General features: G+C 40.6%; 15 protein-coding genes and 1 tRNA gene. 2 read left to right on the forward strand and 14 right to left on the reverse strand.

Translation table 11 applies throughout. The annotated features are described in order from the left end of the window. Window positions 1-5: 5 nt before the first annotated feature. Entirely contained in the window at window positions 6-641 is a 636-nt protein-coding gene (locus ACUXV0_RS15975; RefSeq protein WP_446190576.1) for a hypothetical protein, read from the reverse strand. A 273-nt stretch (window positions 642-914) separates the two neighbouring features. On the opposite strand from ACUXV0_RS15975, the gene ACUXV0_RS15980 reads away from it, so the two are divergent. Continuing rightward, on the forward strand, window positions 915-1,466 hold the full coding sequence (locus ACUXV0_RS15980; RefSeq protein WP_446190577.1) for a transposase: 552 nt from the start codon (window positions 915-917) through the stop codon (window positions 1,464-1,466). A 135-nt stretch (window positions 1,467-1,601) separates the two neighbouring features. On the opposite strand, the gene ACUXV0_RS15985 is transcribed toward ACUXV0_RS15980, so the two are convergent. From ACUXV0_RS15985 to ACUXV0_RS16045, 13 genes are all read right to left on the reverse strand, one after another. Beyond that, window positions 1,602-3,764, reverse strand: a complete 2,163-nt coding sequence (locus ACUXV0_RS15985) for a TonB-dependent receptor (protein ID WP_446190578.1) — start codon at window positions 3,762-3,764, stop codon at window positions 1,602-1,604. Between the two features lie 174 nt (window positions 3,765-3,938). Further along, window positions 3,939-6,122 carry a molybdopterin cofactor-binding domain-containing protein gene (locus ACUXV0_RS15990; RefSeq protein WP_446190579.1) on the reverse strand — a complete coding sequence of 728 codons (2,184 nt, stop codon included), beginning with the start codon at window positions 6,120-6,122 and terminating at the stop codon, window positions 3,939-3,941. A gap of 11 nt (window positions 6,123-6,133) precedes the next feature. Next, on the reverse strand, window positions 6,134-6,589 hold the full coding sequence (locus ACUXV0_RS15995; RefSeq protein WP_446190580.1) for a (2Fe-2S)-binding protein: 456 nt from the start codon (window positions 6,587-6,589) through the stop codon (window positions 6,134-6,136). A gap of 124 nt (window positions 6,590-6,713) precedes the next feature. Then, window positions 6,714-7,679, reverse strand: coding sequence for an NAD(P)-dependent alcohol dehydrogenase (locus tag ACUXV0_RS16000; protein ID WP_446190581.1), 966 nt, complete (start codon window positions 7,677-7,679; stop codon window positions 6,714-6,716). Between the two features lie 77 nt (window positions 7,680-7,756). Next, window positions 7,757-8,437 (reverse strand): DUF4386 domain-containing protein, encoded by a 681-nt coding sequence (locus ACUXV0_RS16005; protein WP_446190582.1) that lies wholly within the window; start codon window positions 8,435-8,437, stop codon window positions 7,757-7,759. A gap of 7 nt (window positions 8,438-8,444) precedes the next feature. Next, window positions 8,445-8,660, reverse strand: coding sequence for a helix-turn-helix transcriptional regulator (locus tag ACUXV0_RS16010; RefSeq protein WP_446190583.1), 216 nt, complete (start codon window positions 8,658-8,660; stop codon window positions 8,445-8,447). 2 nt (window positions 8,661-8,662) lie between these two features. Further along, window positions 8,663-9,106, reverse strand: a complete 444-nt coding sequence (locus ACUXV0_RS16015) for a hypothetical protein (RefSeq protein WP_446190584.1) — start codon at window positions 9,104-9,106, stop codon at window positions 8,663-8,665. Between the two features lie 110 nt (window positions 9,107-9,216). Beyond that, the gene (locus ACUXV0_RS16020; protein WP_446190585.1) at window positions 9,217-9,720 is read right to left on the reverse strand and encodes a hypothetical protein; all 504 of its coding nucleotides are present in this window, start codon (window positions 9,718-9,720) and stop codon (window positions 9,217-9,219) included. Window positions 9,721-9,797: 77 nt separating this feature from the next. After that, complete coding sequence (locus ACUXV0_RS16025; protein ID WP_446190586.1) at window positions 9,798-10,373, reverse strand: hypothetical protein; 576 nt, start codon at window positions 10,371-10,373, stop codon at window positions 9,798-9,800. Between the two features lie 9 nt (window positions 10,374-10,382). After that, window positions 10,383-11,654: an adenylosuccinate synthase gene (locus tag ACUXV0_RS16030; RefSeq protein WP_446190587.1), complete on the reverse strand. Its 1,272-nt coding sequence runs from the start codon at window positions 11,652-11,654 to the stop codon at window positions 10,383-10,385. Window positions 11,655-11,694: 40 nt separating this feature from the next. Beyond that, window positions 11,695-12,168, reverse strand: coding sequence for a Fur family transcriptional regulator (locus ACUXV0_RS16035; protein WP_446190588.1), 474 nt, complete (start codon window positions 12,166-12,168; stop codon window positions 11,695-11,697). Between the two features lie 75 nt (window positions 12,169-12,243). Continuing rightward, a complete protein-coding gene (locus ACUXV0_RS16040; RefSeq protein ID WP_446190589.1) occupies window positions 12,244-12,798 on the reverse strand; it encodes a hypothetical protein in 555 nt (184 codons plus the stop codon). A 51-nt stretch (window positions 12,799-12,849) separates the two neighbouring features. Then, on the reverse strand, window positions 12,850-15,117 hold the full coding sequence (locus ACUXV0_RS16045; RefSeq protein ID WP_446190590.1) for a RelA/SpoT family protein: 2,268 nt from the start codon (window positions 15,115-15,117) through the stop codon (window positions 12,850-12,852). Window positions 15,118-15,303: 186 nt separating this feature from the next. Between ACUXV0_RS16045 and ACUXV0_RS16050 the strand changes: the two genes are divergently transcribed. Beyond that, a tRNA-Leu gene (locus ACUXV0_RS16050) sits at window positions 15,304-15,385 on the forward strand. The last annotated feature ends 59 nt before the right edge of the window (window positions 15,386-15,444 follow it).

The raw sequence follows: 15,444 nt of genomic DNA on the forward strand, positions 1-15,444 counted from the left end.
AAAACTTAATTTATTTGTGATAAAAAGTACTCAGATTCTACTTTACCCCAGTTTGGGTGAATCGGGCTTTTTGGTTCAAAGGTTTCAAACTTCTCTAGAGCTTCTTCAAAGAATGGCTTTGCTATTTTAGCTCCACCGCCAAAGGCCTCCGGCGTGAAGTAAGCATTGGTAGCCTTCGAGTATTCTACTCTTGGGTTTGTTGGGTCAAGTTTGGAGGCAATATCCATATGTTTGGCGTAGATCGGACCATATTCGCCCCAACGGCTGGCACCATCTACAGAAAGTCTTGCTCCATTATATTGAGCTAGCAAAAGATGTATCTCCGAGTTGTCCGGACTTTTTGTGTTGGCTTGCTCCAAATGCTTTTCAGCGATGTCTAACATTTGATCTTTTTCTGCTGCACTTGGCTTTAAAAATGAATCCTGGATGTAACAATATGCCACCCAGTAATTAGGTAACCATTCGTCTGCCTCAGCGGCAGCTACTCTTTCCAGTTTGTTGGCAATTGGTTGCATGGCCAATTCTCTATTATGTGAATAAATTTCATTAACCAGAGAGGTCATGGTGCTTTCATATTTACTCTGAGCCATTAGAGAGGTTCCGATAATCATGAAAGCGAAGAATGCGATAAACTTTTTCATTTGAGGTTTAATTAAGTGTTCTATGTCGTATTGACAGTTCAAAGATGATTACAATATGAAGGTTGCAGTAGCTTTTTCAGACGAACCAGTGTTTTGGCGGAGTGAATCATGATTTCAAAGGAGTGAGTTTTTTCGAGGTCAGTCATAGCACGACGCGTGTTCTTCGGTGGTTAGTCGTGCCACGACTATAGTAAGATTTACACTGTCTTGGCTTTACGCCAAATATGAAAAGATGTCTATCGATTACTATTTTTATCAGAGTCAATCCATACAATGATGAATCTATATTCAAATGAGGTCTTTCATATTTATAATCGAGGGAATAATAGAGAACCTATTTTCTTTTCTAGGGATAACTACCTCTTCTTCCTTAGAAAATTAAAGAAGCATGTATCACCTCATTGTAATATTCTTGCTTGGTGTTTAATGCCAAATCATTTTCATTTAATGATTTACATTGGGAAGAATTCCAATCCTAAAATGCTCAGCGAGGGGTTTAAAATTTTGCTAAGCTCCTACACTCGAGCAATCAATAAACAAGAAGGTAGAGTAGGTTCTCTTTTTACACAAAATACAAAATCAAAAGCCCTTACAGATAGCTTGAAGACTAATTTGTACCCGACACACTGTTTTAATTATATACACTTTAACCCTGTGGCTGGGGGATTGGTCCGAGAGATGAAAGATTGGGAGTTTTCTTCATATCGTGATTATTATGAAGGGCGAAAAGGTTCTTTGGTTAACCGCGATTTATGTTTAGGCTTTATTGAATTTGAAGAAACTGATTTGCCCGAATCTAAAGAGTTAGAAAGTATGATATTCTGAGCCTATTTCAGATGTAGTCGTAGCTCAAGTCCTACAATGTGTCTTTTAGTCATAGCACGACGTGTGTACTTGGGTGGTTAGTCGTGCCACGACTAAACTCGCTGATATGAGGTCGTGGCATGACTTTATTTCAATTTAGAAATCCAACTCTGCTTCGCGAATCCGGCCATTTACTTGGCCGATGGTCCAGTTGATTCCGAAAAAGAAGGTTCTGTACATTAATGGTTTTACCGGGTAACGTTCACGCCCATCAGATGAGTAGCGGTATCCAAAGATGTTTTTTCTTCCCAAAACGTTATCGAGTGTGGCATAGAAAACCAAAAAGCTATTATTCACTTGTTTAACATGACTCGCCATAAGGCTAAGGTTTTGAAAGTCTTTTGTGCGTTCAAAACTGACAAAGTCTTCATTGAAATCATAGATTGGTCTTCCGCTTGTATGTGTAAACGTGGCTCCTATATTCGTGCTAATAGCATTAAAGAACTGCTTGTATACCAGACTTACATTGTGACTTGTGGCAAAATGCGGAACCACTTCCTCGGTATAGTTTCTAAACTTACGTTTAGTATCTAAAAATGAATAGGTGATCCAGAAATCTCCGTTTGGAATACTGGTTTCATCCCGGAAGAAAATGTCGAATCCTTTGGCGTAACCATAGCCTGAGTTATCAAGACTGCCGCTTGGGAAACGGTAAGGATTTGGGTCAAAATAGTCCACTTCCTCCGAAACCAAATTGTTGTATCTTTTATAGAATGTTTCAGTCCTGAATGTTTTTCCGTTTTTGATGATTTGGTAGTTCAATATGGCATGATCGGCTTCCTCAAAATCAAGGGATTGATTTAGGTACAGATATTCTTTTTCAGGATTTTGGTAAAACCTTCCGGCAGCCAAAGAGAATTGTGCATATTTCCCGAGTTTATATGCCATTGAAAGTCTGGGAGCAATATTAGTTTTACTAATTACTGTACTATTTTCTGCCCTCAAACCTAGTCTAAGTGCAAGCTTTGAATTGACGTAAAACTCATTTTCTACAAAGATTGAAGAGTAATTGTCTTGCAAAGCAAACTCATAACCTGAATAGATGTTTGACTGTTTTATATGATGATACTCAGCCCCGAAGGTTAGAGCACTACCGTTTTCCTTACCATAAAGTCTACTCATAACTACACGGGCTTGTGACCTTTCGTCTGATCTATCTGCTCCGAAACCACTTACCTGAAGCTGGTCGGTATTATTGGAGTAAGAAGCTCCAGCTTTTAATAACCACCTTCCTTCGTCCCAGTTGGTGGTGTAGGAGGCATTGGTGAATGAGTTAAGGTTTCTGTTCGAAAATAAATATGTTTCGTCAGATTCATCATAAGACGGAAGGTTAATGGCTGATTGGTTCTCAGTAAAAGTTGAGTAGGCTTTGATAGTGCTGTTCTTAAATTCTTCATTGATAGTAAGTGATCCACCGAAGCCAGAAGGAATGGTTTCAAAATCAAGGTTTGTGTCTGTTAAAGCAAAGAAGGGTGCGATATTATTGTATCCAACACTGGCGGTTAGCCAACCTTTATGGGTGTATGAGGCGTTCACGCCAGCAAGGTTAAGCCCAATATTTATGTTACTATTTTCTCCTTGCTTATCCATGGTGTTTAGTAAGAGCACAGATGATAAAGCCTGGCCATATTGTGCAGAGTAGCCTCCTGTACTAAATGCAGTTCCTTTAAACATAAACGGGTTGAAGCGTCCTCTTTGAGGAACATCTGGTGTACTGCTAAAAAATGGATTTTGGACGATCATGCCGTCAATTACCGTTTTGGTTTCTTGTGCAGAGCCACCTCGTACAAAGAGCCCCTCCTGCTCGCCAACGCGTGTGGCTCCCGGCAGCAGCTGCATGACGGAAGTGATATCAGCCCCGCCTCCGGCGGTAGTGACTATGTCCATAGGCTTAAGCATTACCATTTTTTTCTCGTCAGATGCTTCGAACATACCGGCTGTTACCACTACGGCATTTAGTGAGTTAATGGATTCTTCCAGTCTGACTTCAATATTGATTGTGTCATTTGTCAGATTTATATCAGTTGCGGAGCTGATGAAACCTATCATTGAGACCGATAAAACTTGTTTGCCTTTTTCTAAGGTTTCAAACATAAATTGGCCGTTTACATCGGCGGATGCTCCATCATAAGTGCCTTGCAAGGAGATATTAGCAAAAGGTAGTGGGTTTTTACCATCAGTTACCTTCCCTTGAACTATTGTTTGAGAATAGCTGGTGAGGCCAATAAGAGTGAAAAGAATTGAGAATAGCTTTTTCATTTTTTGATGTTGTCTTGAAATAAATTCTGTGACAAAACAGCATCATTCATCATTGGTAGAGAATCAAAATCTGATGAACTGGCGAAAACCAGGAGTGAACCTGACTATGAGTAAAATAAAAAGCGTCGACCATTTGAGATGATCGACGCTTCCATGCAAATCGTTTATTTAATACTAGCCCAAACTCTTTTGCTCAGCTGTGGCAAAAGGTTGGTTATAATAACGCTGGCCAGTTGCCTGATAAAGGGCATTTGCCAAGGCTCCAATTGCAGGAGGTAAACCAGGCTCTCCAAGTCCCGTCGGGTCAATCTCGTTTTCAACAAAGAAAACTTCTATCTCCTCAGGTGCCTGATGATGTCTGATCAATTGGTAGGTGTTAAAATTCTCTTGTTGAGGTTTTCCATTCTCAAAATCTAGATGCGAATACATAGCATGACCTATGCCGTCAATAACACCACCTTCTATGATGTTCTTGGCTGAATCTTTATTCACCACTATTCCGCAATCTACCGCAGCCCAGACTTTCTTTACTTTAGGAGCACCATCTACCATAGCAATATCAAAAACCTCTGCTACATAAGTAGAATGACAGAAGTAGGCAGCAACACCTCGGTAAATTCCCGGTGTAGGTTTGCCCCAACCTGACTTTTCTTTGACCAGTTTTAAAACTCCTGCATAACGCTCGGCATCATAGTCGTATTTTTTGCCGACAGGGTTTTGTTTGGCTCGGTCAAACAGCTCAAGTCTGAATTCAATAGGATCTTTTCCTGCTGCTTCAGCTACTTCATCAATAAATGCTTGCTCGGCTCCAGCCGTGAAATTAGACCTTGGTGCTCTCCAGGCACCTGTTGTGATATTCGTGTCCGCATTGATTTTATGAGCAGAATAATTTTCTACTGCTCCTGCCGGGTATCTGTCCGGAAAAACGGGTCCTTCCGGAAGTCCTGCACCTTTGACACTAAAAGCAATCAGCTGATTATTCTCATCTAGACCGGCTTTATATACTGACTTGTAGGCAGGTCTGTAGGTACCTTGGGTCATATCATCTTCTCTACTGTAAAAAAGTTTTACAGGAGCCTTAATATGATTTGAGATAGCTGCCGCTTCGACACCGTAGTGAACGTAGAGTCTTCTGCCAAAACCACCACCGATACGAGTCATATTTACGGTGATATTCTCAATCGGCATATCCAGTAATTTTGAAACAGATGTTTCCAGGGATTCCGGGGTTTGTACAGGGCCTATCAGCTCTGCAGAGTCTTCGGTTACATTAGCAAAGAAGTTCATAGGCTCCATGGTGCTATGAGCAAGGAAAGGTGCCGTATATTCGCTCTCAATAATTTTAGTTGCCTTGGCAAAAGCGGCTTCCACATCTCCATCTTCTCGTGAATCTACAGCCTTGCCATTTGCAATGGCCTGATCAAGTTTGGTTTGATGCACCTTATTATTTTCAGCCGGGCTCAAAGTCTCCCACTTGACTTTAAGAGCTTTTTTAGCATTCATGAGTTGCCAGGTAGAATCACCGACTATTGCGATTAATTGTAAATATCCTCTCTCATCACTCCATGATGGCTCTTCAATAGTGGTGTCAATAATAAAAGCGTCAGAAACTCCATTCATCTTTTTGATTTCCTCAGCATTGAAACTTTTGACAGTCATCCCAAATGCCGGCGGATGCTGTACCATGGCCAGCTTCATGCCTTCACGATGAAAATCCAAACCAAAAAGTGGCTGACCGCTGACAATTTTACTACCGTCAACATTCTTTTGGCTAGTACCTATTAGTTCAAAAGACTTAGGGTTTTTCAACTCCACTTCCTCCGGCACTTGTAGTTCAACCGCCTTGGCTGCCAAATCACCATAAGATGATTTCCTTTTGCCATTGATTTCTGACACCATTCCTTTCTCGGCTTTTACCTGAGAAAGTTCTACGCCCCATTCATTTGCTGCGGCTTGAGCCAACATATGTTTGGCAGTAGCACCGGCCATTCTTAGTGCTTTCCAGCTAAGTCTGATGGAAAGGCTACCTCCTGAAAACTGATTTTGATAAAATCCGGTGTTAAGGGGGGCTTGTTCTACAGTCACCTGTTCCCATGGAATATCCAACTCTTCTGCCACTATCATTGGCATCGAGGTTCTTACGTTTTGACCTATTTCAGGGTTGGGAGAATAAATGATTACCTCGTTATTGGATCCCAACTTGATGTAACCGTTGATTCTGTACCATTCTTCAGGAATAGTTTCATTTTCTTGAGCTCTGCCGGCAAACCAGCTAAAGCCTACCAATAGTCCGCCGCCCGAAGCTGCTGAAATCTTCAGGAATGAACGGCGATTATGTTGAGTTTTTACCTTTTTCATTTCTTTTAGATTTATTGTTGAGCAGCCGTTTTGATGGCTTTTTTGATTCTGGTGTATGTACCACATCTACAGATATTGCCACTCATGGCAGTATCTATATCCTCATCTGTAGGGTTTGGGTTTTCTTTTAATAGTGCTGAGGCACTCATAATTTGCCCTGCCTGGCAATAACCACATTGAGGAACGTCATGCTCCAGCCAAGCCTTCTGTACAGGATGAGAAATGTCCTCAGATAGACCCTCAATTGTCGTAATTTCCTGATCCTGAACTGCTGAAACCGGGAAGACACAGGAACGCATGGCCACTCCGTCCAGGTGAATGGTGCAGGCTCCGCATTGGGCCATTCCACAGCCAAACTTGGTTCCGGTCATTTGTAAATGATCTCTGAGAACCCAGAGAACAGGTGTGGTAGGATCTACATCTACCTTTTTTTTCTGACCGTTAATGGTCAATTCATATTTTGCCATAGTGCTATAGGTTATTGGTCGGTGCTTTAAATGACCTTTGGTCAAAGTAGACGTTGATTGAGGTCAATTGTTGCATTCATAGATAGCTAAATATAGTGATTTCTTTAGTCAGAAAGAAACGTGCTTAGTCAGCGACTTTGATCACTACATTCCCTCTTTTTCTGCCGCTATCAACGTAGGAATGTGCTGTAACTATCTGGTTCAGATCATAAACTTTATCAATTACAACTCTTAGTTTTTCTTCGGCCACGAGGCTGGCAAGATATTCAAGATTTTGCTTATTCGTTTTGGGCGAATCTCCCACCATCACTTTAAAGTTGTCAACCTTTCTCATCTCTCGGGTTCTGAAAGGTTTGGTGATATTGATATAGACACCACCATTTTTGATGTGCTTTTTGCAAATGCTGAAATCCAGATAGTCCAGTGCTACAAAAATGACATCGTAAAGTTTTAGTTGCTTTTCAAAATCTTCACTTTGATAATCCAGAACATGATCAGAACCTAGGGATTTGACCAAGTCAAAATTCTTTGATGAACAAACAGAAGTAACCTCGGCACCCATCATTTTTGCCAATTGAATAGCATATGTTCCTACACTTCCAGAGGCTCCGTAGATCAATAGTTTATAACCTTTCTTAAGTTCAGCTTTACGTAAAAAGTGTAGGGCAGTTTGCCCGCCTACCGGTAGTGCCACGGCTTGGTCAAAGCTAATTGCTTCCGGTTTATTCGCTAACATTTGTTTTTCGTTGAGACATAGGTATTCCTGGTATCCCCCAAACTTTTTTATACTTTCCCCAAATATTTCCTGCCCCACTTTGTATGCTTTAACTTCTCGGCCCACCTCTTCAATAACCCCGCTCCATTCTACTCCAAGGATTGGTTTTCTTGGTTTAGTAAAGCCCAGACCTATTCTGGCAAGTAGTCCAAAACCTTTCGGAATGTCAAACGCTCTGATTCGGCGATCGGCGATGGTAACGCTGCTTCTTTTGATTTTAATTAATACCTCTCTTGGCTTAGGCTTTGGTTTCGGAATATCAACAATTTGAAGAACCTCCGGAGGTCCATATTCAGGACAAATAACGGCTTTCATAAGTAATAGTTTTATTTGAGAAGATGCTTCTTTAAGGCCAAAGAATGTGAGATTTGGATAAACGGTTTTTTTTGAGTTTAAAGTTTTTTAGTGCCTTTTATAAGTAACCAAAGAATGGTACTCATTTCTCCGAGGCTTAGCGGAATCATCAATGCAGATGAAAGGTCTTCACTCAGTTCAAATCCCATTACTCCGGTAAAGCTTTCTATCAAATAGGATAAACAACCTAGAATTAAAAGATAACCAATAACAGAGGGCATAAAAACAGCTTTAATAAACAAGATCCCAAGAGGCAAAAGCCATAAGCCCCAGAAAATTTCTACCGCCATAGTGCCGATGCTATTCACTTTAAGAAAAAGCATACTCATAGATTGGGCTGCTTCAGAAGTCAGGCCTTCATAAACAGCTGGCTCGGTGCTGATAATGAGAGAGGCAATAGGAAGCAAGGCATTCAAAAATGCAATTGGTACCCCCGCAATGACCAGTGTTTTTAGAAGACGAGTCCAATAGACCGAAACTTCCTTGAAAAGATCTTCAAAAGCCAATGCTGTGAACAAAAAGCTGGTTTGGCAGACGAGATTAGCCAAGATCCCAAAACGAAACAGACTTTGGTTTTCAATAATATTATTAAACGTCTGGTAGGAATCGTCAGGTACTATAATTTGGCTCGGTACATAGAGTAGGCCTAGCATTCCTGTTATACCCATAATCAGGTACCATAGACCCGCTATTCTGGCCTTTGACTTAAGTGTTTTCATGGTTTTGTTAATTGTTTTTGTAAAAGAATATTTCCCCAATTTCTACTTCAAATGCGTCTGCAATCTTAAAAGCAAGCTCTAAGGAAGGAGAGTATTTGTCCTTTTCAATTGCTGCTATCGTTTGACGTGTAACACCTACCTTTTCTGCCAACTCCTGCTGGGTCATTTCATTGGCGAAAAAGCGGAAGGTTTTGACTTTATTTTGAATCTTTTTATCAGCCATAATCAGAATCCTCTATGATAATGAAACAGCTTTTTAATGCTGCCGACTACTTCTGCCAAAACCATGGATCCAATGATCATGATGATCACTACAGGTGCACTCCACCCCACCGTCAGAGCGATGAGTGATAAGATTAAACCTGCTCCAAAAGTGGCGTAAGCAACCTGCATTCCTTTAAGTTCTATGATCTTGTCTCGTTCATCCTCCATAAGTTTTGGTTCACAGCTTTTATCAATGATGGAGAAGACGATAGTACTTAGAATCGTCAGTACAATATTGCTGACAGCCATAACTCCTATGAGAATCAAAATACTTTTACCAGTAAACCTCAATCCGTCGGATCCCTCTAGTATTCCATTTTGGTAATAGGTGTTCATTTTGAGTAGATAAATAGAAAATACCACGATAGAGATGATCATGGTGACATAAATGTTTCTTTGTTTCATGCGTTTAAGTTTACAATCACAAAGTAAGGTAATTTATACTCAATGTTAAAAATATATTACATTGAGTGGTAAATAGTTTACATGAATGGTAAGATCAATAACATGAAAGTCTATTGAATATGAATTCGCTCTCCGAGTGCTTCTTCCAGAAAGTGATGAATTCTAAAGGTTTGTTCTACACCCAGTTTCTGACCTGTTTGGCCAATAATCCACAGAGTCATAATACCCAGAATTAAAAGAGGGCAAGACCACAGTACTGTGGCATCCTGTTGAAGAGCTAGTTTACTTAATCCATAAAGGCTGACAAATGTTAAGGCAGTGCCCATAGCACCGTATCCAAACATGAATACCGTCCAGATAGTAGGGGCGGGGCCGTACCTCCCTCTTAGGATAGTGCCTTCTTCAGGGTCTTCATCATAGTTCACATTTAAATGTGGAGACCAGAAATGATGCTCTTTTAAAGAAATATCGAACGTACAATGGTCTGGATAAAAACGAGAAACTATTCCAGAGTCCGGATGTTCATTTACATAGTTCTCTAATTGAAATTTGAGTGTAGGCAGGTTTACCGAGCTTACATGTCTGAAGCGAGGTCTGGTTCGGATACTGGTCATAGTGCTACAAGTTATAGCCCTAAATTATGACATGCGAACACCTCAAAAAATGATGATCGACAGTAAAAGGGGGACGGCTAAACGTTAAAAACCTTCTTCAGAGATTCCCAAAGTTGGCGTTTCTCATTCTGTTTGTTTTGAAGAATAAGTCCCAGATTATCAGCCATTAAAAAAATAATGCCTTTGAGAACCTTAGGCATATATTTTTCCAGTTTTAATCTGACCAGGAATTCCTCACCACTATCAGGCCCGAAAAACAAGATGGCTTTCGGCATATTGCCGTATATCGTTTCTTTGAAATCAATCTCGGGGAAATGGTTGACGTCTACAAGGTCAATTATATCCATTTTGAGCTTGATAGCTGTCATAATCTTCACCAGGAGGTCTTCTTCCGCAGGTTTAAGGTTTTTAACCACCACCAAGTGCTTGGTTTTCATCGGATAAACCTTAATCGGTGCCTTTTGAGAAGGAGCAGGGGACGTTTGGACCGTTGGTTGTGGAGTAGGTTTGTTTCTTGGCTGGGCTTCCGAGACAGGGGAGGGTTTGTTTTCTAACCCTTTAGTTTCAGCGGAGGTTTTAACCTCGCCAACTGCTTCTTCAAAGTGATATAAAGTTTCACCTAAAAAAAGGTAGTTGGCAAGGTTTCTATCCATCGTAATCTATTAACGAGCTATCGTGGCGGTTCTGTCAGGGCTTGTAGAAACAAATTTCACAGGCACTCCAACCTCTTCTTCAATATAGCTCACGTAATCTTTTAATTCCTGTGGAAGTTTATCGTAGTCGGTAATACCCTCCAGAGAGCAGTTCCAACCTTTAAATGATGTATAAATTGGCTCTGCTTTAGTATCGCAAAGGTCATACGGCATTTGATCCGTTACTGTGCCATCTGGCAGTTTGTAACCAATACATACCTCTAATTGTTCGAAAATGTTTAGGACATCTGCCTTCATCATCACCAGCTGAGTAACGCCATTCAGCATAACGGTGTACTTCAAAGCAGGTAAGTCTAACCATCCGCATCTTCGTGGACGACCGGTAGTGGCACCGAACTCATTTCCTTCTTTTCTCATAGCCTCACCGGTTTCGTCAAACAATTCCGTAGGGAAAGGGCCGCTTCCCACACGTGTACAGTAGGCTTTGAATATTCCGAAAACTTCACCGATTTTCCCCGGAGCTACACCTAAACCAGAGCAAACTCCAGCAGCTGTGGTAGAAGAACTGGTTACAAAAGGGTAAGAACCAAAATCAATATCCAGTAAAGATCCTTGTGCACCCTCGGCCAGAACTTTATTTCCGTTCTTTAATTCCTCATTTACGAGGTATTCAGTTTCCGTTAATTCATATTTTTTTAAGTCTTCACATGCTGCAAAGAACTCATCTTCCAGCTCTTCCAGACCTTCCGGCTGGAAGTCAAGATAGTTTAGCCACTGTAGGTGACGACTTTTTACGGCTTCGTATTTCTTTTTGAAGTTATCTGAAAGGATATCCCCTAATCTTAAGCCATGACGGCTTACTTTATCGGTGTAAGTAGGGCCAATACCTTTCAGTGTAGAGCCAATTTTGGCATCTCCTTTGGCTTTTTCCTGAGCAGCATCCATCATGCGGTGAGTAGGCGTAATGATGGCGGTTTTGGTAGAGATTACAAGATTATCAGAAAGATCCATTTTGAACTTCTCTGTAAGTCCATCAATTTCTCTTTTAAAGATGACTGGGTCAAGTACTACACCATTCCCGATTACATTTAAACAATCCTTTCTGAAAACACCTGAAGGAATCTGGTGAAGTACATGCTTCATTCCATCAAATTCCAGAGTATGACCAGCATTTGGTCCTCCCTGAAAACGGGCTACTACTTTGTATTGAGGAGCTAATACATCGACGATCTTTCCTTTCCCTTCGTCTCCCCATTGTAAACCCAATAAAATATCTACCATTTTAAAATTATTGTCCGTAAACTGTTTGATTGCTAGTTAATTAAGATTTGGTTTCTCCTTTTTCTTTTGCACGGCACTCTTTACACTTGCCATATAACATTAAGGAGTGGTGATGTACTTCAAAGTCGAGTAATTCACCTACCATATTTTGAATTCCCTGAATTCTTGGGTCGCAAAATTCTTCCACTTTATGACAAACCACGCAGAGGAGGTGATCATGCTGCTTAGATCCCAGGGATTTCTCGTATTGTGCCATGTTTTTGCCAAACTGATGTCTGGTCACAAGGTCACATTCTACCAGGAGGTCAAGTGTATTGTAGACTGTAGCTCTACTCACCTGGTACTTTTTATTTTTCATTGAGATGTAGAGATCATCTACATCAAAATGATCTGTACGACCGTAGATTTCTTCGAGTATAGCGTATCGTTCAGGAGTTTTTCGAAGTCGTTTATTCTCCAGAAATGCGATAAAAATTTGCTTTGCCGATTCGAAATTCTTACTGTTTGAATCCATTTATTCTTGTTAGGCGGCTAAAAGAAATTTGCTCACAAAGTTATCTTTTTTTGCCAGTGATACCATATCAAATTTTTAAAAGTTGGCTGTTAAGCTCACTGCCCCGTCTGTAGATAGACCCAGCCTAATACTAAGACCTTCTTTTTTCTTATTTAGTTCTTTGCCCAATTCCTGATTGTACCAGTTGGTGGCGTTCATTTTCGTCTCATTTGCAGACTCTACCAGTGATAGGCCACCTACAAATAAGGCTAAGCCACCCAATAATTTTGGCAGACTTCTGACCACGTAAGGATAATCCTGACCTTCATGTCTGTACACCATAGGTACTCCCTTGATAGCATCATAGACCAGATAAATTCCTCCTGCTGAGATAACAGGGCCGGCAGGTAAAATGATGTTGGCTATTTTGTTTTTTCTACTCCATTTTTTGCTGGAGCTTAGATATCGGGCAAAACCACCTTTGTCAAGTTTGATTTGGTTCTTGTAGACATTGGTATGGAAAAGCTTTCTTACCGAATACAGAGAGTCATTTTGACTTAGCTCTGGCCCGTTATTGAAGGCAATTTCCTGACCCTTACAGGTCAAAGCAGGAATAAGCCCAAGAAGTAAAACAATAAATAGGGGTCTCATAAAATGATAAGGTACAGCCTCAAAGAAAGGGACTTCACTTTTAATTTCAAATCAAGCGGCTTCGCTTCTTAATCTCTTAACGGTATTAATTCCGTTGATCTTATTCAGTTTTTTGATCAGTTTATCCAGATGTTTAGTGTCAAATACAAACACTTTAATGTAACCCGTAAACACGCCGCCGTCAGTTTCAACATTTACGCCACGCATATTGATATGAAGCTCTTCAGAGATAATCGTTGAGATGTCTTGAATGATTCCCATACGGTCTACACCACTCATTTCTATAGTTACCAGATAAGATTTCTCCACCTGAGAAGACCACTGAGCTTTTATAACTCTATTGCCATAAGCAGTGAGTAATTGGCGTGAGTTAGGGCAACTTGTTCTATGGATTTTGATGCCCTCATTTACCGTCAAAAAGCCAAATACATCATCACCGGGAATAGGATTACAGCATTTTGATAGAGTATAGTCTAATTCTTGAAGATCATCTCCTATCAATAGAGAATCATGTCCTTTACTCTTACGATAGGCTTTCTCAAAGCTCTTGGCAGTTTTATAATCATCCTCTTTTAGAGCGATCTTCTTTCGCTTATTCTCCAGTGCCTCACGCTCAGATTTGAACTTTCTAACTTCATCGGCATGGATATAACCTTTCCCAAAGAAGTAATACAATTCATTGTAGTCCTTCTTATTGAAGTAGGCTCTAAGCTGGTTTAGAGTCTCAAGGTTATTTTCTATATGAAGAATCTTGAGCTTTTTATTGATGATTTCTTTGCCGTCTGCAATGTAGGTTTTGTTTTCCTCCTTTAGGGCATCCTTTATTCGGGCTTTAGCTTTGGTGGTCACCACAAAACGCAGCCAATCTTCACTTGGTTTTTGAGTTTTTGTGGTCAAAATCTCCACCTGATCACCATTCTCCAACACATGAGATATTGGAACCAAATGACCATTTAACTTGCCCGCAGTACACTTTGAGCCTATTTCAGTATGTATTTCATAAGCAAAGTCCAGAACAGTGGAGCCCTTTCTGATGACCTTCAAATCTCCTTTAGGAGTAAAAACAAAGACTTCTTCGTTATATAAATTACCTCTGAAGTCTTCAATAAACTCCATGGCCGAGTTGTCCTTGCTTTCAAGGGTGTCACGTACTTGATTGATCCATTGGTCCAGAGGCTTGTTCAGGCTGGTGTCACTTCCTTTGTATTTCCAGTGTGCTGCATATCCTCTTTCTGCCACATCGTCCATGCGTTCGGTTCTGATTTGGACCTCTACCCATACTCCTGTGTGACTCATTACCGTGGTATGTAGAGACTCATAACCATTAGATCTGGGCGTAGAAATCCAGTCCTTAAGTCTGTCCGGATTAGGTTTATATTCGTCAGTAACAATACTGTAGGCTAACCAACATGCTGCTTTTTCACGGTCGTTAGCTTCAGGTGAAATGTCTTTGAGAATAATACGAATTGCAAAGAGATCATAAATGTTCTCAAAGCTGGTATTTTGCTTTCTTAGCTTGTTCCAGATAGAATAAATGTGTTTTGGGCGACCTTTAATGTAGAATTCAATATTGGCGGCCTTAAGCCTTTTGGCTATCGGCTCCATGAACTTCTCTATAAACTCTTCACGCTTTTTCTTTCTGGATTTAAGCTTATTGGCAATGCTCTTGTAGGCTTCAGGTTCATTGTATTTCAGGTAAAGATCTTCTAATTCAGATTTTATCTGATAGAGACCCAGACGGTGAGCTAATGGGGCATAAATATAGATGGTCTCATGAGCTATCTTCAGCTGGCTGTTTCTGGCCATACTTTCCAGCGTTCTCATGTTATGCAGTCTATCTGCCAGTTTGATCAGGATTACTCTCACATCTTCTGAGAGTGTAAGAAGCATTTTTCTGAAATTTTCAGCCTGTGCAGACTGACTCTGTTCAAAATTCTCAGCAATCTTCGTCAGACCATCAATGATTCGACTCACTTTAGAGCCAAATAGTTCTTCAATATCGTCAAGAGTAAATTCAGTATCTTCTACTACATCATGAAGTAAAGCACAAACTATAGAAGTAGGGCCAAGGCCAATTTCCTCTACGCATATCATGGCCACTTCCAGAGGGTGGTAGATATATGGCTCTCCAGATTTACGCCTCATTTCTTTGTGGGCGTCTACTGACATGTCGAAAGCTTTTCTGATCTGAGCCTGGTCGTCTCCCTTAAAATAAGGCTCGGCTTTTTTTAGGATAGCCCTATATTTTGACTTGATGATTTTTATTTCCTCATCACTGTAAAAGTCGCTTAAATGATCTTTTTTAATTGTTTTCCCCACTAGATGTCCTCTCTTTTAACTCATGATATTTTCGAAGTTAAGTAAATGTAATCATGATCTTTCTTATTTTTGCCAGCAAGGGCACTCGAAATAATTTTTTAATTTTTTTTCGGGTAAGTATTTGCAAAGAAAAAAAGCCCACTTATCTTTGCAGCCCGATTGGAAATGTAGGTTTCCAAAAAGGATGCGGGCGTGGCGGAACTGGTAGACGTGCTTGACTTAGGATCAAGTGCCGCAAGGCGTGGGGGTTCGATTCCCTCCGCCCGTACAATCAACCCTCTAGTCTCAATCGGCTGGAGGGTTTTTTATTTAAAAACACTTTTCCAA

The sequence above is a fragment of the Jiulongibacter sp. NS-SX5 genome (genome assembly GCF_052828545.1).